The following is a 23,546-nucleotide window of genomic DNA, read 5'->3' on the forward strand; positions in this document are numbered from 1 at the left end:
GGAGGTGATGACGAGACATCCTCGCTGGCAGCGGGCATAGTGGAGGCTCGGCTTGTGGCGGAGGTGAATCCCGGTGAGCGTCGAGCGTGGAGTGGGCGGGCCGCTCAGCAGGGAGCTCGCACGAGCCGTGCGTGCGGGACGACTTCCCGCGAACGCCTGGGCGGCGCTGGCCGATGTGCTCGAGAGCCTCGATCCGGCGATCCCCGTCGGGGACGTCGTCGCGTCGTTGACCGACGTCGTGCCGAGCGAACTGGGCGAGATCGACCTGCCCGGCCAGGAGGTGCGCACACCTGCGCGCGGCAGGGGCGACCGGGACCTGCGGTGGCGACTGACCGACAAACCCGATGCCGGGTCGCCGTCGCGGGACGACATCGACCGCACGGCGTTTCTCGACGAGGTCAGCCGTGCGTCCGCGACTTCGCTCAACAGTGCCGAGATGCTCACCCAGGTCTCGGCGCTCGTCCAGTCCCACCGGCTCGCCGACGTCACGCGCGTGTGGCGCTCGACCGACGACGGACTGCTGTGCGCGACGTCGTCGTCGGGGGACGTGCAGGCCGACGTGACCGCCCAGCAGGCGTTGATCACGCGCCGTTCCGTCCGGACCGGAGCGCACCGGCTGAGCGTGCCGCTGCTGGCGGGCCGCCATGCTCTCGGGGTGCTGGATCTGGAACGCCGGCACCGCGGCTTCACCGCCGACGACATCTCGCTCGCGCACGCCGTCGCGGGCCGTGCCGCGCTCGGACTGCGCAACGCCTACGAGTACGAGCGGGAGCACGAGCTCGCGGAACGCCTGCAGTACGCGATGCTGCCCGCTCTGGTCGAATCGGACGAGCTGGACATCGCCGCGCGATACCGCTCGTCGACGCGTGGCGTGCACATCGGCGGTGACTGGTACGACGCGTTCAGCCGTTCCGACGGGACGGTCGTGCTCACCGTCGGCGACGTCACCGGGCACGGACTCGATGCCGCTGTCGTGATGGGCCAGCTGCAGAACGCGCTGCGCGCCTACGCACTGGAAGGCCACGGCCCGGCGTCGTCGTTGCGGCTCGTGCACGGCTTGCTGCGCGAGAGCCGCGGCTCGCTGTACGCCACGGCCGTGGTCGTGGAGGTGCAGGTGTGCACCGGGACGATCCGGTGGGCGAGTGCGGGGCATCCGCCGCCGCTGGTGCAGGACGCCTCCGGTGCCGTCGCGTATCTGGACGCCGACCACGGTCCGATGCTCGGCATCGGCCTGTCGCCGTCGATCCCCGAGCACGCGCGTGCGCTCACCCCGGACTCGGCCGTGGCGCTGTACACCGACGGGCTCATCGAACGCCGGACCAGTGACATCGACGCCGGGATGGCGCGCCTCGCGGCGGCGTTCGAGCGGTGCGGCGACGGCAAGGTCGGCGAACGCACCGACAACGTGCTGCACGAAATGCTCGGCGGTACCGATCACGACGACGACGTCTGCCTGCTGTTGTGCCGCTGGCTGGGCTCGGCCTGACGCCGGGCAGAAGGTGCGCCCCGTCGAATCGCCGGGTGTCGATACGACCGACCCTGCTGTTCGTCACAGGGGGCTAGGTTTTTAACTTAGGCTTGCCTATCTTGGTCGGCATGTCTGCAACACTGCCCGGTCCCTACCGGATGTCCCGCCGGAGCCTGTTCAGCGGTGCCGCCGCGCTCGCCGCCACCGGATTCCTGTCCGCCTGCGGCCCCAACAGCTCGGACGACGAGAACAGTGGCGGCGGTTCGGGCGGCTGGTCGTTCACCGACGACCGCGGCGAGAAGATCACCCTCGACCGCACGCCCACTCGCATCGCGGGCCTCAACGACGCCGTCGCGTCCCTGTGGAACTACGGCATCGTGCCCGTCGCCTCGTTCGGCTACACCGGCCTGGACGCCGACGTGAACTTCGACGGCAAGGACACCTCGAAGGTCACCGAGGTCGGCGCGACGTACGGCGAGATCAACCTGGTGCGGCTGGAGGCGCAGAAGCCGGACCTGATCATCACGCACGCCTACCCCGAGGACGATTCCGGCAAGGTCGACCCGAAGAAGCCGCTGTACGGGTTCAAGGACGTCAAGCAGCAGGAGGACGCCGCGAAGATCGCGCCGATCGTGGCGCTGTCGATGACCGGCTCGGCCGACAAGGTCGTCGAGCGCACCACCGAGTTCGCCACGTCACTCGGCGCCGACCGGAAGCTGGTCGACGAGAAGAAGCGGGAGTACGACTCCGCGCGCGACCGGCTCCGCGAGGCCGCGTCGTCCGGCCTGACCGTCATGGCCGTCGCGGCCTACGAGACCGACGGCGTGCACATCGCCAAGGCCGAAGACGACCCGGCACTGCGCAGCTACACCGAACTCGGCGTGAAGTACCCCGACCCCGGCGGCGACACGTACTACTGGCGCCAGGTGGCGTGGGAGAACATCACCGACTTCCGCACCGATGTCGTGCTGTACTCGCTGCGCGCGATGAGCGGTGACGAGATGCTCAAGCAGCCGACGTTCGCGAACATGCCCGCGGCCGAGGCAGGCCAGGTCTACCCGTGGGAGTTCAGCGCGATGGACTACGTCGCACAGGCTGCCACGATCAACCGCCTCGCCGAGAACCTGGAAAACGCCGACCGGGTCGTGTGAGGTTGCCGCGGTGGGCCCGTCACCCGCAGCGGGCCCACCGCGCAAGCGGCATCACCGAGCGAACGGCATCAGCGCGCAGGCGGTACCGCCGAGCGAGTGGCGGGCCCACCAGCCACGGTCACCGGGACGACGGATCCTTCGGGTCGGGTGACGGCCGCTGCGCGGGCGTGCCGGGGGTCGTCGCCTCGGCGGACGAGTCCGCTGCATCCGGCGCGGCGGACTCGTCCGACTCCGCACCGGTGTTGTCCGAACCTGCCGCGTCACCTGCCGTGCCGTCGTCGGACGCCGCGCTGTTCGCGCCGACCTTCACCGGTTGCTGTGCGGGGCGCGTGGCCTCGGCATCACCGGAACCGTCGGCGTCACCGGAACCGTCGGACGAATCGGCTGCCGGGTCGTTCGTGGCGCCGTTGCCTGCGGCATGGGAGAGCTGGACGGCGTTGGCGGTCTTGGCCGCGTCGAACGGCGTGGTCAGCGACTCCGGCAGTTCCGAGAGCTCGGTATCCTCGTCGTCGACGGGGTCCAGGGCCGATTCGCCCGCGTGCAGTGCGTCCTCTGCGGCCTTCAGCCGGGAACGTGCCTCGTTGCGGATCTTGGTGAGCCGTTCGACGACCCCGTTCGCCTCGGTCGTCCGGCGTTCGGCGTCCGCGGTGGCGTCGTCGACGAGCTTCTTGGCCTTCGCCGTGGCCTCGTCCACCATGCGCTTGGCCTCGGTGGTCGCCTCCGAGATCCGGCGTTCCGCGGCGTTCTTGCTGGCTTCCTTGGTGTCGGCGACGTGCTTCTCGAGCGCGGCCTTCTCGGCGGTCATCTTCTTGTCGAACTCGCGCTCGATGGTGCGGCGCTTTTCCTCGGCCTCGCGGTCGAGCCGCTCCTGCCGCTCGGCGGCCTCCGTGGTCATCTTCTGCACGTCGGCCTTCGTGGCCGCGAGCGCGTCGGTGTGCTCGCGCTGCAGTTCCTCGGCGTGCTGGTCGAGGGTCTCGACCAGTTTCATGTAGCGCTCGTGCAGCTTCTTCGAGACCTCGCCGCTCTCGGCCCACGTCTTCGTGGCGGCTTCCTCGGCACGATTGACGACTTCCTCCGCCCGAGTGTTGGCGAGATCGACGGAACGCTGCATGCGCTCGTCGAGGTCCTCGGGACGCTCCGGCGGTTTCTTCAGCTCCTCGACCCGGCTCTGCAGCCGGGTCACCTCCAGGCGGGCGTTCTCGAGCTCTCGGGACAGGGTCGTGAGCCGGGCGTTCGTGTTGTCGCGATCGGCCACGATCTGCTGTACCTGAGCCTCGAGGTGCTCGACGTACTGCAGGACCTGGGCGCGGTCGAACCCGTGCCACGCCTGGTTGAATTCCCGCCGTAGCGGCAGCAGCCGGTTCTCGTGCTCGGAAGCCATACTCAAGACCGTACCTTTGCGAGCGTGGGCTGTGGTGACAGGAGTATGGCCCGACCGGTTGTGGTCGGCGACCCCTACGGGCCGCCGACCACAACCGTCAGGCGGGTTCGGCGATGACGACGCGGTTCTCCTCGTAACCGGTCTCGCCGCCCTGCCACCTGCCACCGCAGGTGACCAGCACGGCACGGTGCCTGCCGCTCTGCCCGAACAGTTCGTGTGCCCGTGCGGGCACCTCGTCCTTGTCCAGCGTCAGAATCCGCGAGACTTGGTAGCGGAACTTCTTCCCGCCGTTGCCGGCAACGGTGACCCGGTCGCCGACCTGCACCTGCCACAGCTCCGAGAACGGGCCTTTCCGGCCCTGCCAGTCGACGTGGCCGGCGAAGACGCTGGCGCCGCTCGGGGCATCGAGGCCTGCGCCCCACCACGTCGCCTCGCCGAGGTTCTCGGGAACGGGAAGTACCGCGTCGGGGCCGAGTTCGTGGCGGACGAGTGTCGCCGATCCGCCGTCGGGAAGCCGGATCGTCCCGGGCCGTTGCCCGCTCGGCGCAGGCACCACCTCGGGGTCGGCGCGGCGGTCCCGCTTCTCGCCGGATTCCGGTTCGTCGCGAGATGCCGCCGATTCGTCCGATTCCTCCTCTTCGGTCTCAGGTGCCGCCGACTCCGCCCCGGTGTGCTGTTGCCGGGTGGTCTGCTGCTCGACGGCGGGCTCGGCGGTGCCGGCGACGGCGTCGGTGGGCGGCATCAGCACCGCCGTGCCCACCAACGCCTGCGCCGCCAGCACGGACGCCGCGCCCAGCAGATAGCCGGCGACCCGGTCACGCCTCGCCACGTCAGTCCCCGGACAGCTGCCGGCGGCGTACCAGAAGTCCGGCCGCGACGGCGATCGCGAGTGCCAGGCCGCCCATGCCGACGAGCGCGCCCGTCGGCGTCGCCGTCGTCGTCGGACTCTGCGCCATCGGCTGGCCCTGTTCACCGGCCGGGATCACGGTCGGTACCTGATCCGCTTCGTTGCTGATCGTCAGTGCGAGCGTGCCGTCCGGCTTCACCTTGCCGCATGCCGACGGCGGGTCGTCGGGATCGAACGCGTCGGCGTAGCCGTTCGGCGGGCTCACTTCGATCACGCAGATCCGCTGCGGTGCCTGCAGTTCGTCGACGGTGGCGACGCCGCCGTCGCCCTCGGTCGTCACCACGGTGGGGTTGCCGTCCTCACCCACCAGTGGCTCGCCGTCATCGCCCTCGGCAGGCGATTCCTCGTCGCCCGCGGTGAGGCGCAGCGGGACACCGGCGATGCCCTTCTCCGACTCCGCGTCGACCTTGGTGACCTCGACGCCGCCGGGAGCGTTTTTCGCCGCGCCGGTGGCCGATGCCGTCAGCTCCTGCTCGCCACCGGTCGAAACCACTCGTTGAGTGTCGGCGGTGACCGGGTCCTGGACGTACGGGCGCGCGGCCGGTGCCGACATCGTGGCCGTCACCGACGGTTCTTCGGCCTCCGGCGTGACCTGGAACGTGGCGGTACCGTCCTCGCCGGTCGTCACGTCCGCGCGCTCGGCGCCGACCTGGGCGCCCTCGGCCGAGAGCGTCACCGGCACGCCCGGCACGCCCTTGCCCGCCGCATTGGTCACCGACACCGACCATTCGCCTGCCTCGCCGATGGTCTGCTCCTGTTCGGGAGCCGTGACCTCGGCCGTCCACGGACCGCGGTTGGCTTCGGCGTCGGTGCGGAGTCGTTCCACCGCATCCTTCGCGCCCTGCGGCAGTTTCGCGAACTGCCCGTCGACGTTGTAGGCGATCCGGTCGAACGGGAGATTTCGGTCGAGGTCCGCAGGCGTGCGCGGGGCCGCCGTCCACGAGTGCAGCAGATGCGCGAGCGCGGCCGCCTCGTCGGCATCCTGCGTGTCGCCGTAGCGCAGCAGCAGGTACGAGATGTTCGCCGCGGTGTCGGCCGGGATCTCCTCGCCCCACTTGGTCAGCAGCTCGTCGCCGGGCTGGTACTGCTCGCCCGAATCCGGTGCCTTCAGCGCGAACTGCACGCAGAAGACCTGCTTGCCGCCGACGACGTAGGAGCCGAGCCAGTCGCTGTCACGATTTTGGTCGCCGTAGGGCTGGCCCGGCGTGGTGGTGTGGCCGTTGCCCTCCTGCACTTCGGCCGAGGCCGCAGGCGTGACAATGACCAGTGAGAACGCGGCGAGCGCGAGCGTCACGAGCAGTCGTAGCGCGACGGCGGCACGCCGGGTGATGCTCGCCGGCAGCGGGGCGGAGGGCAGGGTGGCGGAGGGCAGGGTGGCGGAACTCTGCGCGCCGGCAGAGCCCCGGGTACTGGAAGGGCGCAGGGTAGGCGCCACGGGAATCCCCCTATAGGGTCACGAACGCGCCCGCGGTGCAGCGCGCCCCAGAGGCGGCCGAGTCGTGGTCGGCCGGGGAGGCCGGGTGGCCACGGTCGACGGCTCGGGCGGCACACGTCTCGGGCGGAACAGTGGTTGGACGGCACAGCGGGCATACGCGTTCGGTAATCGGTCGGATACGGCTCGCGATACTCGCTGCCCGCGGGTCGAGGCGGCAATCGGCCACTTGAGTGGACCTGGTTCCATCGCGATACACGATGTTTCCCACGTCCCCGCCACCCATCCCGGGATCGTGGGTAAAGTCGGTTTTACCGACCTACGGGAACCGGCCGGCGCGCCCGGTCGTTGTACCGGTGCAAGGCCAGTAGATCCAGGAGGATCAGTGCGAACCTCAAGCAACCCCGCCTTCCGTAACCTGCCGCAGGGCGCGGTGGGCCAGGCGCCGTACGCGGGCTTCCAGCAGCCCCAGGGCGGTGTCCCCGGCCACGGAGCGCCGCAGGCTCCCTCGGGCGAGGCCGACCGCCCGATGACCGTCGACGACGTCGTCATGAAGACCGGTGCCAGCCTCGGTGTGACGCTGCTCATCGGCATCGTCACCGCGATCTGGGCCCAGACTCAGATCGCGGCCGGTTCCATGGGCGCCGTCACCGGCGCCATGATCGGCGGCATGATCGTCGGCCTGATCCTGGCTCTGGTGATCATCTTCAAGCAGAAGGCCAGTGCGGCGATGACGCTCGCCTACTCGGCCGCCGAGGGTGTGTTCCTCGGTGCGATCAGCGGCGTGTTCGAGATGATCGTCGACGGTGTCGCGCTGCAGGCCGTCGTCGGCACCGCCGCGGTGTTCGTCGTGATGCTGGTCGTCTACAAGACCGGCGCCGTGAAGGTCACGCCGAAGTTCCGCAAGTGGATGATCGGCGCCATCGGCGGTGTCGCGGTCCTGATGCTGTTCAACCTCGTGATGGGCCTGTTCGGCGTGAACGTGGGCCTGCGCGACGGCGGCAGCACGCTGGCGATCATCTTCAGCATCGTCTGCATCGGCGTGGCCGCGTTCAGCTTCCTGCTGGACTTCGACATGGCCGACCAGGCCATCCGTCAGGGCGTGCCCGCCAAGTTCGCCTGGTACGTGGCCTTCGGCCTGATGACGACGCTGGTCTGGCTGTACCTGGAGATCCTGCGCCTGCTGACCTACCTGCAGGGCGAATAGGACTCTCCGCATATCCCTCCTGCGGCAGCCGCCCGGCCGATTCGGCCGGGCGGCTGCCGTCGCTGTCGGGGGTGTGCCGGGTGGTCGCCCGACCCGGAGCGGTCCGGCGTGGTCCCGGTGAATGCCGGACAACACCACCCGGGTGTCCGGCGACGAAGGTAGGCATCCGGTCGAGTGAGCGCCCGCGGTTCAGGTGCGCTCCGCCGAGCCGGCTTGGTGATCCCGCCCGGCCCGCGGCGACCCCGGCCCGCGACGAGCACCCTCCGACAGTGCCCGGCCCGCGACTGAAAGCGGCTCCCCGGTGACGGTCACGCCGCCGGGGAGCCGCTCGTCGGCGCCGCTGCAGCAGCCGCTCGTCGGCGCAGCGGTCGCTCAGGTCATGCGCTTGGCGCCGGAGAACTCGTCGTCGACGTCCCAGTCCTGCCAGTCGACGACCGACACCGATTCGGACGCGTTGGGGGCGTGGATCATCTTCCCGTCCCCGATGTACATGCCCACGTGGTGCACGCTGCCGATTCCGCCGGGCTGGGCGAAGAACAACAGGTCACCGGGCTGCAGATCCTCGACGGCGACGTCCTGGCCGTGTTCGGCCTGCGCCGACGAGTCCCGTGGGATCGATACGCCGTGGGCGCGGTGGACGCTGTAGGTGAAGCCCGAGCAGTCGAACCCGTACGCGGACACACCCGCCCACAGGTAGCGCAGGCCCAGGAACTGTTTCGCGGTGGCCACCAGGTCCTCACCGGTCGGCTCGGCGGGCTGCTCGCCCTGGCCGTAGACGTCGACCGCGTCTTGTTCGAGCCAGGCGCCGGAGCCGTCCGGCAGGGCGACCCGCACCGCTCGCGGTGTCTCGGCGAGCACGGGAAGCCGCGTGTTGAAGCTGATCTCCGACAGCGGCCGCGAGCCGGTGGGGGTGCCTGTCAGCCACGTCCTGTCGTCGGTCACCTGCGCGCGCGGACGGGTGTCGGTCAGACTGTCGAACCGGTCGTTCTGGACGAGCTGGTCGACGGGCATCCAGCCGGGATAGCCGCGGTCGTCGCGCGGGGTGTCCTGCCCCTCGACCACGACATGGGCCCAGTCGCCGTCGACCTCGGTGACTTCGACCTCGGAACCGAGCACGGCCTGTGTCTCGAGCTTGCCGGTGAGCCAGCGCCGTGTCTCGGTGTCGGCCATGTTCCGGTTCCACCGGTCCAGGTCGACCGGGTTGGTCAGCGACGGGGCGTCGACCGGCCGGTCGAGTCCGGGCTCGACCCACAGGGTCGCGGTGGTCACGTCGACGAACGCGTGGTCACCCGCCTCGATCCCGTGTCTCTGTGCGGCCTCGTGCGGCGCGGCTGCCGCCGTGCCGGCGCTCGCGCCGACCAGCCCCGTGGCCAGCAGCGCGACCGTCGTTCTGCGGAGGTTCATTCCTGTTCTCCTTTCACTCGTGGAGCGAAACCGATTCCCGGGCCGGGATGGAGATGCATCTCGCCGCCGTGCAGGGTGTAGCCGCCGTCGAGATCCGGGTCGTCGATCCACTCGGCCGAATCGAGGTCGACGAGGGTGACCGCGGGATGAGCGGCCGCGACGTGGGCGGCTGCCGCGATGGAGATCCGCGGCTCCATCATCGCGCCGACCATGCAGTCGACTCCGGCCGCGCGTGCGATGTCGGCGATGGCCAGCGCCTCGCCGATCCCGCCGCACTTGGCCAGCTTGATGTTGAGCAGGTCCGCGGCCCTCCGCTGCACGATCTCCAGCGCGCTGCGCGGCGACGACACCGATTCGTCCGCCATCACCGGCACGTCGACCGCGGCGGTCACGGCGGCCATTCCAGCCAGGTCGTGCTTGCCGACCGGCTGTTCGACCAGTTCGAGGGGGATCCCCGCGTCCTCGATGGCCCGGATCACGCGGATCGCCGACTTCACGTCCCAGCCCTGGTTGGCGTCGAGGCGGAACCGCACGTCCGGCGCGGCGTCGCGGACTGCACGGAGACGTTCGAGGTCGGCGTGCCGGTCGTCGCCGAGTTTGATCTTCAGCACGTCGAAGCCGTCGCCGGCCGCCTCGAGGGCGGCCGCGGCCATGCGCTGCGGCGTGTCGAGGCTCACGGTCATGTCGGTGCGCAGTACCGACGCGGCGTCGCCGCCGAGCGCTTCGGTCAGCGGCACGCCGAGCGTGCGGGACCAGGCGTCGTGCAGCGCCACGTCGGCCGCCGCCTTGGCGGCGACGTTCCCGACACAGGAGTCCGCGACGGCGCAGGTGACCCCGCGCAGTCCCGCAGCCGGCCGTTCGATCAGCGCCTGTGTCACCGGTCCGTTCAGCGCAGCCAGGATCGACTCGACCGACTCGCCGGTGACGCCGAAGGACTGGCCCGCCGAGCCGTGGCCGACGGTCCCGTCGGCCAGTTCGAGCTCGACGAGCACGCCCAGCATCGTGTCGACCCGTCGACGAGCCGTGATGAACGGGCGGGCGAGCGGTGCCGAATAGGGCCGGGCACGCAGCTCGGTGACGGCGGGCAGCACGTCAGATCACCCCCAGCACGTTCACCGTCGCCAGGCCGATGAACGTGCCCGAGAACGCGCCGATCAGGGCGAACAGCACACCCACGGGGACCATCTGCCGGTGGAAGGCGCTGGCCACGACCGGTGCGGAGGCCATGCCGCCGAGGTTCGCGGTGCTCGCCACGGCGAGACTGGACAGTTCGGACTTCGTGAGCTTGGCGTAGCCGACCATGACGACGGCGTGCACGAGCAGCGCGATGACGCCGATCAGCAGGTACAGGGGAGCCTCGGCCAGCGACGAGAAGTCGGAGCCGGACGCGATGATGCCGATGATCACGTACAGCATCACCATCGCGAGTTCGGCCGAGCCCGCGGTCCTGCCGAACCGGCTCGAGGCAATGACGAGGCCGAGCACGCTGACGATCAGGATCGTCCAGGTGGTGCCGGTGACGACGTCGCCGAGCTCCGGCAGCAGGCCGCCGACCCAGGTCGCGACGGCGGAGACGAGCAGGCTGAAGCCGATCAACGTCATCAGCGACGTCAGGTCGATCGACCGTTCCTGTTCGTCGGCAGCGTGCCCGTCGAAGGTGATCGCCTTCGCCTTGGTCCACCGGTTGAACCGGTCGGCGACGCCGACGGAACTGAACATCACCAGCAGCCACACCGAGTAGAGCACGGTGTCGACGATGAGCACGTAGCCGACCAGCGATTCCGGTGCGTCCACGATCGACTGGACGGCGACCAGGTTGGCCGAACCGCCGGTCCACGAAGCCGTGAGCGCTCCGAGCGCCTTGTACGCGTCGGGGTCGAGCGTCGCCTGGAAGATCAGGAACGCGATGACGAAGCCCACGGCGATGCTGAGTGCCGAGACCACGAACGTCAGCAGGAGCTTCGGGCCGAGCTTGATGATCTTGCGTATGTCGCATTTGAACAGCAGGAGCAGGATCATCGCCGGCAGCAGTGCATCCTTCACCGCATCGCCGGTCGCCTCGACCGAATCGGACTCGCCGAACAGGCCGACGGTGTTCAGCAGTGCTGCTCCGAGGTAGAGCAGCACGAAGCCGGGTACGTACTTGAGGAATCGGTACTGCTTGCGCTGGGTGACGTAGACGATGGCCGCGGCCAGTCCCACCAGCACACCGAGATAGAGGAATCCGTCCGTAATCATGTTCGCTTCGCCGTCGTCCTTTCGTCCCTGAAACACAAAAAAGTCGGAAACACGCACCGACCGCGCAGGTCGTGTGCGTGTTTCCGACTGGGTCCGGCCCGGTCAGGGGCCAGGCAATCGCTGGGTCTTACGGAGACGTCAGTCTGCGGCGAGTCCGACCGCGCTGCGGTACTTGGCCGCGGCGTGGTGCAGTGCCGCGATCAAGGCTCGCTGCGACGAACCGTGGTAACGCGTGGTGATGCGCTCCGTAAGAAGACCTTCGTCCGTGATGCACTCTCGAGTGAACAAGCCCCTGACGAACTTGTTCGTCAGTGCCAACGTCGCCGAGCATTCGGCATCAAGGATTCGGTGCGTGTCCGGATCGATCTCGAAGGCGATGAAGAACAGCCCGAACTGGCTGGTGATCGGATTGTTCGAGGGTGCTTTGGCCTCGCCCGTGACGAAGACCGATGTGGACATGGCGAGACATTAGGACAGGGCCGCCGCCTCCCGGTAGTCCCCACCGAAATCTCACCGGAAGACGTTACCCAACCGTCACCTGCGCCCGCAGGTTCGCGGCCGCGCAACGTGCATGCAGGAGCAGGACTCATGCGCAGCTCCGGTGGAACCCTTCCGGTCTCAGCTGAGGCGTTCGAGGACGAGGGCCATACCTTGGCCGCCGCCGACGCACATGGTTTCGAGGCCGAACTGCTTGTCGTGGTGCTGCAGCGAGTTGATGAGTGTCGAGCTGATGCGGGCGCCGGTCATGCCGAACGGGTGGCCGACGGCGATGGCGCCGCCGTTGACGTTCAGCTTGTCGACGTCGATGCCCAGGTCACGGTAGGAGGGGATGACCTGTGCGGCGAACGCCTCGTTGATTTCGACGAGGTCCATGTCGCCGATGGACATGCCCGCGCGGGACAGTGCCTGCTTCGAGGCCTCGACGGGGCCGTAACCCATGATCTCGGGTGAGAGTCCGGACACACCGGTGGATACGACGCGGGCGAGCGGCGTGATACCGAGCTGCTCGGCCTTCGTGTCGCTCATGATCACCAGCGCGGCGGCGCCGTCGTTGAGCGGGCAGGCGTTGGCGGCCGTGATCCGGCCGTCGGGGCGGAACACCGGCTTCAGCCCCGACACGCCCTCGACCGTCACACCGGCTCGCGGGCCGTCGTCGGAGTCGACGACGGTGCCGTCCGGAAGGGTCACGGGCGTGATGTCCTTGGCCCAGAAGCCGTCGGCGATGCCCTTCTCGGCGAGGTTCTGCGAGCGCACGCCGAACTCGTCCATCTCCTCGCGCGAGATGCCCTTGACCCGCGCCAGGTTCTCCGCGGTCTGTCCCATCGCGATGTAGGTGTCCGGCAGTTGGCCGTTGGCGCGCGGGTCGGTCCAGCTGTCGGTGACCTGCTCGGCGGTCGCGGCCGTGCGTGCTTCGGCGTCGGCGAACAGCGGGTTGTGCGTGTCGGGCAGGGAGTCGGAGTTGCCCTTCGCGAATCGCGACACGGCCTCGACGCCCGCCGAGATGAACACGTCGCCCTCGCCGGCCCTGATCGCGTGCAGGGCCATGCGCGTGGTCTGCAGGCTCGACGAGCAGTAGCGTGTGATGGTGCAGCCGGGCAGGTGGTCGTAGCCGAGCAGGGTCGCGACCACGCGGCCCATGTTGAAACCGGACTCACCGCCGGGCAGGCCGCAGCCGAGCATCAGGTCGTCGATGTCGGACGGGTCGAGCTGGGGAACCTTGTCGAGCGCGGCGCGGACCATGTCCGCGGTGAGATCGTCGGGGCGCTTGTCCACCAGCGATCCCTTGCCGGCCCTGCCGATGGGCGAACGGGCTGCGGAGACGATCACGGCTTCGGGCATGGCGGATACTCCTTCGGATCTACCTAAGCGGGTGCTTACGTACATCCTGCCTTGTGGCGCCCGCGCTGGCCAGTGGTGTTATCGCGGGTCACGTCACTGGCATGATCACGCCGTGTCGACCCACCGGAGCAGGGCGTTGCGCCCGCGGACCATCGGTCTCTGGGCCGCCGGCCTGTTGGTGGTGGCGGCCGCGGCGGCCACCACGATGCTGTCGTTGCTCGGCGGCGGCAGGCCCGAGGACCGGGCCAGGCTGGACGCGCTGCGGACCGCGTCGAGCCTCGTCATCGGTACGGGCGGCAGAGCCGCGTTGTTGCTGGCGGCGCGGCGGCAGCGGTCGGCCGAGCTCGACCTCGAACAGCGCGATTACGACGCGACCGAACGGCGCATCACCGAGCTGTACGGCCGGGCCGCCGAGCAGCTCGGGCACGAGAGTGCCGCGGTCCGGTTGGCCGGGGCACCGGGATCACCCCGGTACCGGTGACGGGGGCGCGGCGGTGCGGTGCGCTCCGGCGGGATGCGTGGTGGCAGCCGGCGGGCTTTCGACGTCGACCCGTGGTTTGGTGATCGCGGGATGGCGCGAGGAGCCTGCAGGCTCCCCGCGCCACCCCGTGGGAATCATCAGCCGGTCGTGGTGATGCGGCCGTTGCCGCCCTCCGGGTACTGCTCGGCGGTGATCGAGCCGTTCAGTCCCTCGGTGACGTAGCCCTCGACGGCCTGCTGGTACGTGGTGCCGACCGAGGTGAAGTCCCGGTCGCCGAACGGGTAGCCGTCGCCGCCGCGGGCCGAGAAGTCGTTGGTGGCCACCGAGATCGGTGCGCCCTCCACGACCTGGCCGCCGGAGACCACGACCGTGCCGTCGTCGAGCGTCACCTCCTGCACCCGTTCGCCCGGCTCGAGCACCTCACCGCTGTTCTCGTCGACGACCTGGGCCTTGGCGCTCGGGTCGTAGGCGAACTTCACGCCCGAGACCTGCATGAACGCGCCTGCGGCGTCGGGCGAGGCGGCCACGCCGCGTTCGAGCAGCTGGCGGAACACGTCCCGCGGCACCTCGGGCACGACCGCGACGAAGTTCGAGAACGGTGCCACGTCGTAGGTGTCGAGCGCGCTGATCTCGCCCGCGGGCAGCGTCGAGTCGTTGCGGATTCCGCCGCCGTTCTGGATGCCGACCTGCGGCGCTGCCACGCCGTACTCCCCGGCCTTCTGTTCGCCCGTCCAGCGGAGGCCGTCGGCGACGAGGTTGCCGAGGTTCGTCTCCCTGGAACGCACGTCGTTCCGGACGCCGTTGAGTGGCACCTCGCTGGTCGCGACCGTCGTGTCGGCCAGTTCCTCCAGGTGCTGTGCCACGGGCTGTTCGACCTCGGAGCGGATCTTCTTGTCGCCGTGGACCGCATCGGGGCCGACACCGGACACCCGCACCGGGCCGCTCTCGGCATCGTCGACCCCGATGACCTCGCCGCGCCGGTCGAAGTTCAGCACCAGTTTGCCGACGTACTTGTAGTCGCCGGTCGTGGTGACGACGGGGACGCTGTTGCCGTTCGCGTCGTCGGCGTACAGCGGGAAGCCCCGCTCGGCCTCGTCGCCGGGGATGAGCCGGTCGCCGTCGTCGGCGAGGATCTCGCCGCCGCCCGCACCGACGACCGCGTCCACGCCCTTCAGCTGCGGCACCAGGTCGAGCTCGTTGTCGATGTCCTGCAGGTGCGAGACGAGCAGTACCTTGTCGATACCGCGATCGGCGAAGTCGGCGGACAGCGCGTTCGTCAGCTCGGCCATCCGGGGGTCGACCTCGACGTCGCGCGGGCTCGACAGTGACGGCAGCTCCGGCGTCGTCAGGCCGATCATGCCGATCCGCTGGCCGCGGGAACGCAGCACCTTGCTCTTGAGGATCGTGCCGTCCTTGGCGTGCGCGTCGAGGGTGGGTTCACCGGAGACGTCGACGTTCGTGCTCACGAACTCCAGCGAACCGTCGAATGCGGAGATGAAGTCGGCGAACACATCGGGGCCGAAGTCGAACTCGTGATTGCCGATCGTGGTGGCGTCGAAGCCGATCTCCTCGACCGCGCGAGCGTCGTAGAACGGGGCGTCCTCCTCCTGGCCGGCCGAGAACTCGGGGCCGGCGAGGAAGTTGTCGCCGCCGGAGAGGGCCACCTCGCCCCGCCACGGCGACTGGCCCGGCTTCGGCCAGCCCGTGACGGCATCCTTGCGCAGGTCGTCCATCACGGTGGCCATGCGCGACGGGCTGCCGTACGGGCGCTGCCCGCCGTCGACGATCTCGCCCTCGTCGGTGCCGTCTCCGGACACTCCCAGCAGGGCGGACTCCATGTCGTTGGCGAACAGGACGTTGAGGGTGAACACGGGGACGTCGTCGAAGAACCAGAACGCCTTGGCGCCCGGTGCGGCTCCGGCGACGCCGCCGGATGTCGCCAGCAGGGCGCTCGCGAGCGCGGTGGCGGTGGCAGCTCGCGCCACCCGCTTGTGTCGTCTCGGAAGGGCTTTCACGGCGGGGACTCCTCGCTACGGACTTGACGGTCGAGACGACGTGAGCCAATCACAGTGGTCCTTTTCGGACAATGAAATCGAAAAGAACCCCGACTAACGATGTGCAACGGTCACCGGCTGATTACTCTGGCGGCATGGAATACGCAGAACACGTCATCGACCTCGTGGGCGACACCCCGTTGGTCAAGCTCAACTCCGTGACCGACGGAACGGGCCCGCTCGTGCTCGCCAAGGTCGAGTACGTCAACCCGGGCGGCAGTGTGAAGGACCGCATCGCGCTGCGGATGGTCGAGGCCGCCGAGGCGTCCGGGGAGCTGAAACCGGGCGGCACGATCGTCGAACCCACCTCCGGCAACACCGGCATCGGGCTCGCGATGGTCGCGCAGCGCAAGGGGTACCACTGCGTGTTCGTGTGTCCCGACAAGGTCAGTGAGGACAAGCGCAACGTCCTCGAGGCCTACGGTGCGCGGGTGGTCGTGTGCCCGACCGCCGTGCCGCCCGAGCACCCCGAGTCGTACTACAGCGTCTCCGACCGGCTCGTCACCGAGATCGAGGGCGCGTGGAAGCCCAATCAGTACGCCAATTCGAGCAACCCCGAGAGTCACTACCACTCGACCGGCCCCGAACTGTGGCAGCAGACCGAAGGCAAGATCACCCATTTCGTCGCGGGTGTCGGTACCGGCGGCACGATCTCCGGCACCGGTCGCTACCTCAAGGACGTCTCCGAGGGGAAGGTCCGGATCGTCGGCGCCGACCCGGAGGGTTCGGTGTACTCCGGCGGCACCGGGCGGCCGTATCTCGTCGAAGGTGTTGGTGAGGACTTCTGGCCCGAGACCTACGACCGTGACATCGCCGACGAGATCATCGCGATCTCGGACGCCGATTCGTTCATCATGACGCGCCGTCTGGCCGCCGAGGAAGGCCTCCTCGTCGGCGGGTCGTGCGGCATGGCCGTCGGGGCTGCGGTGGAGCTGGCCAAACGGTGCGATCCCGACGACGTCATCGTCGTACTGCTGCCCGACGGTGGCCGCGGCTACCTCGGCAAGGTGTTCAACGACTCGTGGATGGCCGCCTACGGTTTCCTGCCGCCCGACTCGACGGACGCCACGGTCGGTGACGTGCTGCGCCGCAAGGACGGCACGCTGCCCGACCTCGTGCACACGCATCCCCACGAGACCATGACGGAGGCCGTGGCGATCATGCGTGAGTTCGGTGTGAGCCAGATGCCGGTCGTCAGCGCCGAGCCGCCGGTGATGGCGGCCGAGGTCGTCGGTGCCGTCAACGAGCGTGATCTGCTCGACAAACTGTTCGGCGGTGAGGTGGCGCTCGCCGACATGTTGCAGGGCCACATGTCGCCGCCACTGCCCACGATCGGCGCCGGGATGTCCGTCACTGCGGCCATCAGTGCACTGACCTCGGCCGACGGTGCCCTGGTGCTCGAGGGTGGCAAGCCCGCGGGCGTCGTGACCCGGCAGGACCTCTTGGCGTTCATCTCCGGTCGCGAGTGAATGCAGCTCGTTTTTGCGCGCTGCCCAGCGGGGCGTTCCCGGTCACGATGGGGTGTATCCGCTAGCGTGTGCTCGAGCTAGAGACAAGAAGGTCCTCGTCAAGGGGGTTCAAGCCCACATGAGTGCTCCGCAGCCACCGAACCAGCCAGGGGGTGGCGAGCAGCAGCCGCCGGAGGGGCCGCCGAGTGGTTCCCAGCCCGCCCAGGACGGTCCGTTCGAGTCGGCCGAGCCGACGCAGGTCGTGCAGCCTGGCCAGTCGGATCAGGGTGGCGAGACGCCCCAGCATCCTGCCGACCAGGGTGGCGAGGCGACGCAGGTCGTCCAGCCTGGACAGGCCGGCCAGCAGGCGTCACCGCAGGGCGGCGGCTCCGAGTCGACGCAGCTGGTGTCACCCGACATGCAGCCGCAGGCGTCGATCCCGTACGCCCCGCCGCCGAGTGCGGCCGACAACCCGGCTGCGGTGAACCCCCAGGGCTACGGCGCTCCACAGGGCTACGGCGCTCCACAGGGCCAACAGGGCTTCGACCCCTCGCAGGGCCAGCCGGGCGGTTTCGACCCGTCACAGGGGCAGCCCGGCGGGTTCGCTCCGGCGCAGGGGCAGCAGGGCTTCGGTGCACCCGGTCAGCCGGGTGGGTTCGACCCGGCGCAGGGCCAGCCGGGTTTCGGGGCACCCGGCCAGCCGCCGCAGGGCTACGGCCCGCCTCCCGGGCAGCCGGGTGGCTTCGGCGCTCCGGGCCAGCCGGGTGGGTTCGACCCGGCGCAGGGCCAGCCGGGTTTCGGGGCACCCGGCCAGCCGCCGCAGGGCTACGGCCCACCTCCCGGGCAGCCGGGTGGCTTCGGTGGTCCGCCTCCCGGCCAGTTCGGTGGCCAGCCCGGCTTCGGCGGCCAGCAGGGTGGCGGCAACGAGACGACGAAGATCATCTCGTGGGTTATCGCTGGTGTCCTTGCCTTGCTGGCAGCCATTTCGCTGATCGTGAACCTCGTCCAAGTGATCGATATGGCGAACGCGACTTCCAGTGCGAGTTCCCGCGCGAGCGAGATGGGTTCGAGCTGTGAGGGGCTGTCGGGGCCGGCTGCGGAGATGTGTAACCGGACGGCTGAGTCGGCGCAGCGGGCTGCCGAGGATGCCGGTCCCGGTGCTGGGACGATCATTCTCTGGATCTTGTTGCTGCTCGCCCTGGCCGGCACGGTCGCCGGATCGGTCTTCGTCTTCCTGCGGAAGACGTTCCAGCACTTCATTTACCTCGGTTCGGGAGCAGTGCTGGCCGTCTTCGCGATCATTGTCGGCGCCATGTACCTATTCGCTGGCGGCATCGTCTTCAACATGATCATTGGTTTCGTCGCGATTGCTGCTGGTGTGCTCGGTTTCTTCCCGCAGACACGCGAGTACGTGGGGTTGCCGGCCGGCCCCGGCGGCCCGGGTCAGCCCGGCGGCCCTGGTGGTCCCGGCGGCTTCGGGCAGCCGCCGCACGGCCAGCCCGGCGGGTTCGGCCCGCCGCCGCAGCAGCCCGGTCCGCCCGGTGGCTTCGCCCCGCCGTCCGGTGGGTTCGCCCAGCCCGGTGGTCAGAACCCGCCGTCCGGTGGTTTCGGCCAGCCTGGTGGGCCCAACCCGCAGTCGGGTGGCTTCGGTGCTCCCGGTCAGCCGCCGCAGCAGCCGGGGCAGCCCGGTGGCTACGGTCCGCCGCCGCAGGGGCCGCCGCCCGGCCAGCCGCCGCAGGGCCCGCCGCCGCAGTGGTGAGGCACTGAGCACGACGCGCTACGGAGCCCCGGTCGCCTGCGGCCGGGGCTCCGTCTTTCCCGTTTCGGGGTCTTTCCCGTGTCGGGGTGTCCGACGCGGGCGCCCGCAATAGGGTGGGCACATGTCCCACGAATCCGCCGACATCGGCTTCTCCACCCGCGCCATTCACACCGGTCAGGAGCCCGACCCGCGAACCGGGTCGGTCATCGTGCCGATCTACCAGACCTCCACGTACGCCCAGGACGGTGTCGGCGGCACCAGGGAAGGCGACTACGAGTACTCGCGTACCGCCAACCCCACCCGAACCGCACTCGAGGAAGCGCTCGCCGCGCTGGAGAACGGCCGCCACGCGCTGGCCTTCGGCTCCGGGATGGCCGCCAGCGACGCCGTGCTGCGCACCACGCTGCGGCCCGGCGACCACCTGGTGCTCGGTAACGACGTCTACGGCGGCACGTTCCGGCTCATCGACAAGGTCCTCACCGGCTGGGGTGTGACCTACAGCGTCGCGCATTTGTCCGATGTGGACGAGGTGCGCGCCGCGATGCGCCCCGAGACGAAGCTGATCTGGTGCGAATCTCCCACAAACCCGCTGCTGGGCATTTCCGACATCAGCGCGCTCGCCGGGATCGCGCACGAGGGTGGTGCGAAGCTCGTCGTGGACAACACGTTCGCGACGCCGTACCTGCAGACGCCGCTCGATCTGGGCGCGGACGTCGTCGTGCACTCGACGACGAAGTACCTCGGCGGGCACTCCGACGTCGTCGGCGGCGCGGTCGTGACCAGTGACGACGACCTGCGCGAGCAGCTGTTCTTCCTGCGTAACTCGGCCGGAGCCGTGCCGGGCGCGTTCGACGCATGGTTGACGCTGCGCGGCCTGAAGACGCTGTCGGTGCGCATGGAGCGGCACTGCGACAACGCCGAGCGCATCGCCGCGATGCTGCAGAGCCACCCGAAGGTCGCGCGGGTGTACTACCCGGGCCTGGACGAGCACCCCGGACACGACGTCGCGGCCAAGCAGATGCGCCGGTTCGGCGCGATGGTCGCGTTCGACCACGTCGACGGGGAGCAGGCGGCACTGAAGGCCGCCGCGGGTACGAACGTGTTCATCCTCGCCGAGTCGCTGGGCGGGGTGGAATCACTGATCGAACACCCGGGCCGCATGACCCATGCGTCGGCAGAGGGGTCGTTGCTGCAGGTTCCCGCCGAACTCGTGCGCCTGTCGGTGGGGATCGAGGACGCCGAGGACCTCATCGACGATCTGCGGCAGGCGCTGGGCTGACGCCGGAGTTGCGGTTACGGCCGGTAGTTGCTCGGCGCCTCGTCGTCACCGCCGGCCGGGCCGCGCTGCTCGCCGGGGCCGGTGGCCGGCAGGTCCTCACCGTCCACGCAACCGCCGATGAACTGCACGTTGTCGGCGTGGCGCACGTACTGGCCCGTGTCTCCGCACGAGGCGTAGCCCACCGTGAACACGGCCGCACCGGCGAGCGCCATAGCCGAGACGATGCCGGCGAGCAGCGGTGTGACACGGCCCTGTAAGCGTGCGTCCCGCGGTGCCGACGGCCGTGCCATGCTGTTCCTCCGGTCGTGGATTCGTCCCCCTGGTTCGCCACCAGAGTACCCAATCCTCACGCGCGACATACACGCAAGCTCCGATCTCGGAGGGAGAGGCGTCACAAGCGATGACCGCCACGCGACTCGTCGAACTCGACCGCATCCTGCAAGCACGCGACCTGCTCAGCGGCGTCGTTCGCCGGACACCGATGGAGCAGGCGCGCGAGTTCGCCGACTCCTTCGGCGGACCTGTCCACATCAAATGTGAGAATCTGCAGCGCACGGGTTCGTTCAAGGTGCGCGGCGCGTACGCGCGGATTCACGGGCTGTCGGCCGAGGAGCGGGCTCGCGGCGTCGTGGCCGCCAGCGCGGGCAATCACGCACAGGGTGTGGCGCTCGCGGCCTCACTGGTGGATACGCAGGCCACCGTGTTCATGTCGCGAAAGGCACCCTTGCCGAAGGTCGCCGCCACGCGCGGTTACGGCGCCGACGTCCATCTCGTGGGCACGGCGTTCGAGGAGGCGTTCGCGGGCGCGGTCGAATTCGCGGAGCAGACCGGTGCGGTGTTCATCCCCCCGTTCGACCACCCGGACATCATCGCTGGTCAAGGAACCGTCGGGCTGGAGATCCTCGAGCAGGTGCCGGACGTCGGCACGGTGCTGGTCTCCACCGGCGGTGGCGGACTCGTGTCCGGCGTGGCGAGCGCCATCAAGGCGCAGCGCCCCGGGGTGCGGCTGGTCGGCGTGCAGGCGGACGCCGCGGCCGCGTTCCCGCCGTCCCTGGCTGCCGGTGCTCCGGTGGGGCTGAGCAGCACGCACACGCTCGCCGACGGGATCGCTGTGGCCAGGCCCGGGGAGCTGACGTTCGAGCACGTGACGTCGCTGGTGGACGACGTGGTGACGGTCAGTGAGGAGGCGTTGTCGCGGGCCGTGCTGAACTGTCTGGAGCGGCGCAAGCTCGTCGCCGAACCCGCGGGTGCGGCGCCGGTGGCGGCCCTGCTGGAGCACGAGGGGGCGTTCGAGCCGCCGATCGTCGCCGTGCTGTCCGGCGGGAACGTCGATCCGCTGCTGCTGATGCAGATCATTCAGCACGGTATGACCGCAGCGGCGCGCTATCTCTCCGTACGGCTGTGGGTTCCGGACCGGCCGGGCTCGCTCGCGGGTGTGGTGACGTGCCTCAGCGAGCTCGGTGCCAACATCGTCGACATCGAGCACTCGCGGATCTCCGGCAGGCTCGGGATCGGCGAGGTCGAGGTGGCGCTGAAACTGGAGACCCGTGGTCCGCAGCACTGCGACGACGTCATCGCGGAACTGCAGCGTGCCGGCTACACGGTCGCCTCCGCAGACCACTGACCACGCACGGTCGTACCCCCAAGGGCACCTTGGGGGCGTTCCGCACCTCGTCGGGTCAGAGGTTTCCCCGGCGTTCCTGCTCCCGCTCGATCGCTTCGAAGAGGGCCTTGAAGTTGCCCTTGCCGAAGCCCAGCGAACCGTGGCGTTCGATGAATTCGTAGAAGACCGTGGGCCGGTCGCCGATCGGCTTGGTGAAGATCTGCAACAGGTAGCCGTCCTCGTCGCGGTCGACGAGAATTCCGTGCTCCTTCAGCGTTTCGATCGGAACGCGCACCTCACCGATCCGCGACCGCAGCTCCGGGTCGTCGTAGTACGAGTCGGGAGGGTTCAGGAACTCCACGCCCGCGGCACGCATCCGGGTGACGGTCTCGATGATGTCGCCGGTCGCCAGTGCGATGTGCTGACACCCCGCGCCGCCGTAGAACTCCAGGTACTCGTCGATCTGCGAGCGCTTCTTCCCGGCGGCGGGTTCGTTGAGCGGAAACTTGACCCGGTGGTTTCCGTTGGACACGACCTTGCTCATCAGCGCCGAGTACTCGGTGGCGATGTCGTCGCCGACGAACTCCGCCATGTTCATGAAGCCCATCACGCGGTGGTACCAGTCCACCCAGTAGTTCATGTTGCCGAGCTCGACGTTGCCGACGCAGTGGTCGACGGCCTGGAACAGCCGCTTCGGCGCTCCTTCGGGACGAGGCACCGTGGACGTCCTCGCCGCGTACCCGGGAAGGTACGGGCCGGTGTAACGCGAGCGGTCGACGAGCGTGTGGCGGGTGTCGCCGTACGTCGCGATCGCGGCCGTGCGGACGGTTCCGTGCTCGTCGGAGACGTCGCGCGGTTCGCTCAGCACGGTGGCGCCCTGCGTGCGGGCATGTGCCACGCATCGGTCCACGTCGGCCACCTCGAGTGAGAGGTCGGTGACGCCGTCGCCGTGTTTGCGCTGGTGATCCAGCAACGTCGAGTCCGGCCGCACGCCGCCGTTGATCACGAACCGCGCGGAGCCGGACTTCAGCACGAACGATTTGCGATCGGCGTCCCCGGTCTCCGGGCCGGCGTAGGCGACGAGTTGCATACCGAACGCGACCTGATAGAACCACGCCGTCTGGGTCGCGTTGCCGACCGCGAACACGACGGCATCCATCGCCTTGACCGGGAACGGGTCGGCCGAGTCGTCGTGGTCGACCAGGCCGACGAGCCGTCGCAACTGGTCGTAGTCGATGTCGTCGATGGCCTGCTCTGCGGGAGTCGTCGTTGAATCCGTCGTCATGGGACCGAGCATGACCCTGAGGTGCAGAGTGAGCAATTGTCGTTGATTCCACTGGGCAATATGCTCAGCAGTAGCACGTTCTGTCAGATCAAAATGTGCAATCTGCCCAGGGAGGGGTCGCGATGGCCTTCGATGCGCTCGACGCCCGGCTGCTGTTGCTGCTGACCGATGCGCCGCGGCTCGGCGTTCTCGAATGCGCGCGCAGGCTCGGCGTGGCGCGCGGCACCGTGCAGGCCCGCCTCGACCGGCTTTCCGCCGACGGCGTGCTCACGGGTTTCCCGCCGGAGCTGCGCCTCGATGCCCTCGGTTACGGCCTCACCGCGTTCGCCGTGCTCGAGATCGCCCAGGGCAGGCGAGGTGAGGTCGCGGAGGAGCTCGCCGCGATCGACGAGGTGTGCGAGGTGCATGCGACGACCGGTCAGGGGGACCTGTTCGTTCGCATGGTCGCCCGCTCGAACGACGACCTGCAGCGGGTCATCGACGAGGTCGTGGACGTTCCCGGCGTGCGCAGGACGTCGACGTCGATCGCCTTGTCGACACCCGTCGCACCGCGCGTGCGGCCGCTGCTGGAGCGGATCGCCCGCGGCGACCGGCCGTGACCAGGAAGAAG

General features: G+C 69.3%; 20 protein-coding genes. 9 read left to right on the forward strand and 11 right to left on the reverse strand.

The window, feature by feature from the left end:
- The first annotated feature begins 73 nt into the window (after nucleotides 1-73).
- Nucleotides 74-1,486, forward strand: coding sequence for a PP2C family protein-serine/threonine phosphatase (locus tag LY41_RS08810; protein WP_253863377.1), 1,413 nt, complete (start codon nucleotides 74-76; stop codon nucleotides 1,484-1,486).
- Between the two features lie 110 nt (nucleotides 1,487-1,596).
- Entirely contained in the window at nucleotides 1,597-2,619 is a 1,023-nt protein-coding gene (locus LY41_RS08815) for an ABC transporter substrate-binding protein (RefSeq protein ID WP_253863378.1), read from the forward strand.
- 118 nt (nucleotides 2,620-2,737) lie between these two features.
- On the opposite strand, the gene LY41_RS08820 is transcribed toward LY41_RS08815, so the two are convergent.
- The 3 genes from LY41_RS08820 to LY41_RS08830 all read right to left on the reverse strand — a co-directional run bounded on the left by LY41_RS08820 (nucleotide 2,738) and on the right by LY41_RS08830 (nucleotide 6,249).
- A complete protein-coding gene (locus LY41_RS08820) occupies nucleotides 2,738-4,000 on the reverse strand; it encodes a coiled-coil domain-containing protein (RefSeq protein ID WP_372493163.1) in 1,263 nt (420 codons plus the stop codon).
- Nucleotides 4,001-4,097: 97 nt separating this feature from the next.
- Nucleotides 4,098-4,829, reverse strand: coding sequence for a class F sortase (locus LY41_RS08825; RefSeq protein WP_253863379.1), 732 nt, complete (start codon nucleotides 4,827-4,829; stop codon nucleotides 4,098-4,100).
- A 1-nt stretch (nucleotide 4,830) separates the two neighbouring features.
- Nucleotides 4,831-6,249 (reverse strand): Ig-like domain-containing protein, encoded by a 1,419-nt coding sequence (locus tag LY41_RS08830; protein ID WP_425563719.1) that lies wholly within the window; start codon nucleotides 6,247-6,249, stop codon nucleotides 4,831-4,833.
- A 475-nt stretch (nucleotides 6,250-6,724) separates the two neighbouring features.
- Between LY41_RS08830 and LY41_RS08835 the strand changes: the two genes are divergently transcribed.
- Nucleotides 6,725-7,546, forward strand: coding sequence for a Bax inhibitor-1/YccA family protein (locus LY41_RS08835; protein ID WP_253863380.1), 822 nt, complete (start codon nucleotides 6,725-6,727; stop codon nucleotides 7,544-7,546).
- Nucleotides 7,547-7,918: 372 nt separating this feature from the next.
- Here LY41_RS08835 and LY41_RS08840 read toward each other — a convergent pair whose 3' ends face one another.
- The 5 genes from LY41_RS08840 to LY41_RS08860 form a co-directional block, all read right to left on the reverse strand.
- The gene (locus LY41_RS08840; protein ID WP_253863381.1) at nucleotides 7,919-8,950 is read right to left on the reverse strand and encodes a C40 family peptidase; all 1,032 of its coding nucleotides are present in this window, start codon (nucleotides 8,948-8,950) and stop codon (nucleotides 7,919-7,921) included.
- On the reverse strand, nucleotides 8,947-10,041 hold the full coding sequence (locus tag LY41_RS08845) for a dipeptide epimerase (protein ID WP_253863382.1): 1,095 nt from the start codon (nucleotides 10,039-10,041) through the stop codon (nucleotides 8,947-8,949). The genes LY41_RS08840 and LY41_RS08845 overlap by 4 nt, the downstream gene beginning before the upstream one ends.
- 1 nt (nucleotide 10,042) lies before the next feature.
- Nucleotides 10,043-11,188: a DUF819 family protein gene (locus LY41_RS08850; protein WP_253863383.1), complete on the reverse strand. Its 1,146-nt coding sequence runs from the start codon at nucleotides 11,186-11,188 to the stop codon at nucleotides 10,043-10,045.
- 138 nt (nucleotides 11,189-11,326) lie between these two features.
- Complete coding sequence (locus LY41_RS08855) at nucleotides 11,327-11,647, reverse strand: DUF3870 domain-containing protein (RefSeq protein ID WP_253863384.1); 321 nt, start codon at nucleotides 11,645-11,647, stop codon at nucleotides 11,327-11,329.
- A gap of 159 nt (nucleotides 11,648-11,806) precedes the next feature.
- Complete coding sequence (locus LY41_RS08860; protein ID WP_253863385.1) at nucleotides 11,807-13,027, reverse strand: acetyl-CoA C-acetyltransferase; 1,221 nt, start codon at nucleotides 13,025-13,027, stop codon at nucleotides 11,807-11,809.
- A 112-nt stretch (nucleotides 13,028-13,139) separates the two neighbouring features.
- Between LY41_RS08860 and LY41_RS08865 the strand changes: the two genes are divergently transcribed.
- Complete coding sequence (locus LY41_RS08865) at nucleotides 13,140-13,508, forward strand: hypothetical protein (RefSeq protein ID WP_253863386.1); 369 nt, start codon at nucleotides 13,140-13,142, stop codon at nucleotides 13,506-13,508.
- A gap of 137 nt (nucleotides 13,509-13,645) precedes the next feature.
- On the opposite strand, the gene LY41_RS08870 is transcribed toward LY41_RS08865, so the two are convergent.
- Nucleotides 13,646-15,523 carry a bifunctional metallophosphatase/5'-nucleotidase gene (locus LY41_RS08870; RefSeq protein WP_253863387.1) on the reverse strand — a complete coding sequence of 626 codons (1,878 nt, stop codon included), beginning with the start codon at nucleotides 15,521-15,523 and terminating at the stop codon, nucleotides 13,646-13,648.
- 134 nt (nucleotides 15,524-15,657) lie between these two features.
- Between LY41_RS08870 and LY41_RS08875 the strand changes: the two genes are divergently transcribed.
- The 3 genes from LY41_RS08875 (at nucleotide 15,658) to LY41_RS08885 (ending at nucleotide 20,048) form a co-directional block, all read left to right on the forward strand.
- Nucleotides 15,658-17,031 (forward strand): cystathionine beta-synthase, encoded by a 1,374-nt coding sequence (locus LY41_RS08875; protein WP_253863388.1) that lies wholly within the window; start codon nucleotides 15,658-15,660, stop codon nucleotides 17,029-17,031.
- Between the two features lie 118 nt (nucleotides 17,032-17,149).
- A complete protein-coding gene (locus LY41_RS08880) occupies nucleotides 17,150-18,769 on the forward strand; it encodes a hypothetical protein (RefSeq protein WP_253863389.1) in 1,620 nt (539 codons plus the stop codon).
- 121 nt (nucleotides 18,770-18,890) lie between these two features.
- Nucleotides 18,891-20,048, forward strand: a complete 1,158-nt coding sequence (locus LY41_RS08885; RefSeq protein ID WP_253863390.1) for a cystathionine gamma-synthase — start codon at nucleotides 18,891-18,893, stop codon at nucleotides 20,046-20,048.
- Between the two features lie 14 nt (nucleotides 20,049-20,062).
- On the opposite strand, the gene LY41_RS08890 is transcribed toward LY41_RS08885, so the two are convergent.
- Nucleotides 20,063-20,338, reverse strand: a complete 276-nt coding sequence (locus tag LY41_RS08890; protein ID WP_253863391.1) for a hypothetical protein — start codon at nucleotides 20,336-20,338, stop codon at nucleotides 20,063-20,065.
- A gap of 110 nt (nucleotides 20,339-20,448) precedes the next feature.
- Here LY41_RS08890 and ilvA point away from each other — a divergent pair, with 110 nt between their 5' ends.
- Nucleotides 20,449-21,672 (forward strand): threonine ammonia-lyase, encoded by a 1,224-nt coding sequence (gene ilvA, locus LY41_RS08895; protein ID WP_253863392.1) that lies wholly within the window; start codon nucleotides 20,449-20,451, stop codon nucleotides 21,670-21,672.
- A gap of 55 nt (nucleotides 21,673-21,727) precedes the next feature.
- On the opposite strand, the gene hppD is transcribed toward ilvA, so the two are convergent.
- Nucleotides 21,728-22,936, reverse strand: coding sequence for a 4-hydroxyphenylpyruvate dioxygenase (gene hppD / locus LY41_RS08900; RefSeq protein ID WP_253863393.1), 1,209 nt, complete (start codon nucleotides 22,934-22,936; stop codon nucleotides 21,728-21,730).
- A gap of 122 nt (nucleotides 22,937-23,058) precedes the next feature.
- Between hppD and LY41_RS08905 the strand changes: the two genes are divergently transcribed.
- On the forward strand, nucleotides 23,059-23,535 hold the full coding sequence (locus LY41_RS08905; protein ID WP_253863394.1) for an Lrp/AsnC family transcriptional regulator: 477 nt from the start codon (nucleotides 23,059-23,061) through the stop codon (nucleotides 23,533-23,535).
- The last annotated feature ends 11 nt before the right edge of the window (nucleotides 23,536-23,546 follow it).

It is taken from the genome of Prauserella halophila, assembly GCF_024171895.1.
GTDB classification, from domain to species: Bacteria; Actinomycetota; Actinomycetes; order Mycobacteriales; family Pseudonocardiaceae; genus Prauserella; species Prauserella halophila.

Bases quoted from the DNA above. Each gene is read 5' to 3' on its own strand.
- LY41_RS08860 (WP_253863385.1), bottom strand. From the start codon at position 13,027: ATGCCCGAAGCCGTGATCGTCTCCGCAGCCCGTTCGCCCATCGGCAGG.
- ilvA (WP_253863392.1), top strand. From the start codon at position 20,449: ATGACCGCCACGCGACTCGTCGAACTCGACCGCATCCTGCAAGCACGC.
- LY41_RS08815 (WP_253863378.1), top strand. From the start codon at position 1,597: ATGTCTGCAACACTGCCCGGTCCCTACCGGATGTCCCGCCGGAGCCTG.
- hppD (WP_253863393.1), bottom strand. From the start codon at position 22,936: ATGACGACGGATTCAACGACGACTCCCGCAGAGCAGGCCATCGACGAC.
- LY41_RS08850 (WP_253863383.1), bottom strand. From the start codon at position 11,188: ATGATTACGGACGGATTCCTCTATCTCGGTGTGCTGGTGGGACTGGCC.
- LY41_RS08890 (WP_253863391.1), bottom strand. From the start codon at position 20,338: ATGGCACGGCCGTCGGCACCGCGGGACGCACGCTTACAGGGCCGTGTC.
- LY41_RS08820 (WP_372493163.1), bottom strand. From the start codon at position 4,000: ATGGCTTCCGAGCACGAGAACCGGCTGCTGCCGCTACGGCGGGAATTC.
- LY41_RS08855 (WP_253863384.1), bottom strand. From the start codon at position 11,647: ATGTCCACATCGGTCTTCGTCACGGGCGAGGCCAAAGCACCCTCGAAC.
- LY41_RS08840 (WP_253863381.1), bottom strand. From the start codon at position 8,950: ATGAACCTCCGCAGAACGACGGTCGCGCTGCTGGCCACGGGGCTGGTC.
- LY41_RS08905 (WP_253863394.1), top strand. From the start codon at position 23,059: ATGGCCTTCGATGCGCTCGACGCCCGGCTGCTGTTGCTGCTGACCGAT.
- LY41_RS08875 (WP_253863388.1), top strand. From the start codon at position 15,658: ATGGAATACGCAGAACACGTCATCGACCTCGTGGGCGACACCCCGTTG.
- LY41_RS08880 (WP_253863389.1), top strand. From the start codon at position 17,150: ATGAGTGCTCCGCAGCCACCGAACCAGCCAGGGGGTGGCGAGCAGCAG.
- LY41_RS08885 (WP_253863390.1), top strand. From the start codon at position 18,891: ATGTCCCACGAATCCGCCGACATCGGCTTCTCCACCCGCGCCATTCAC.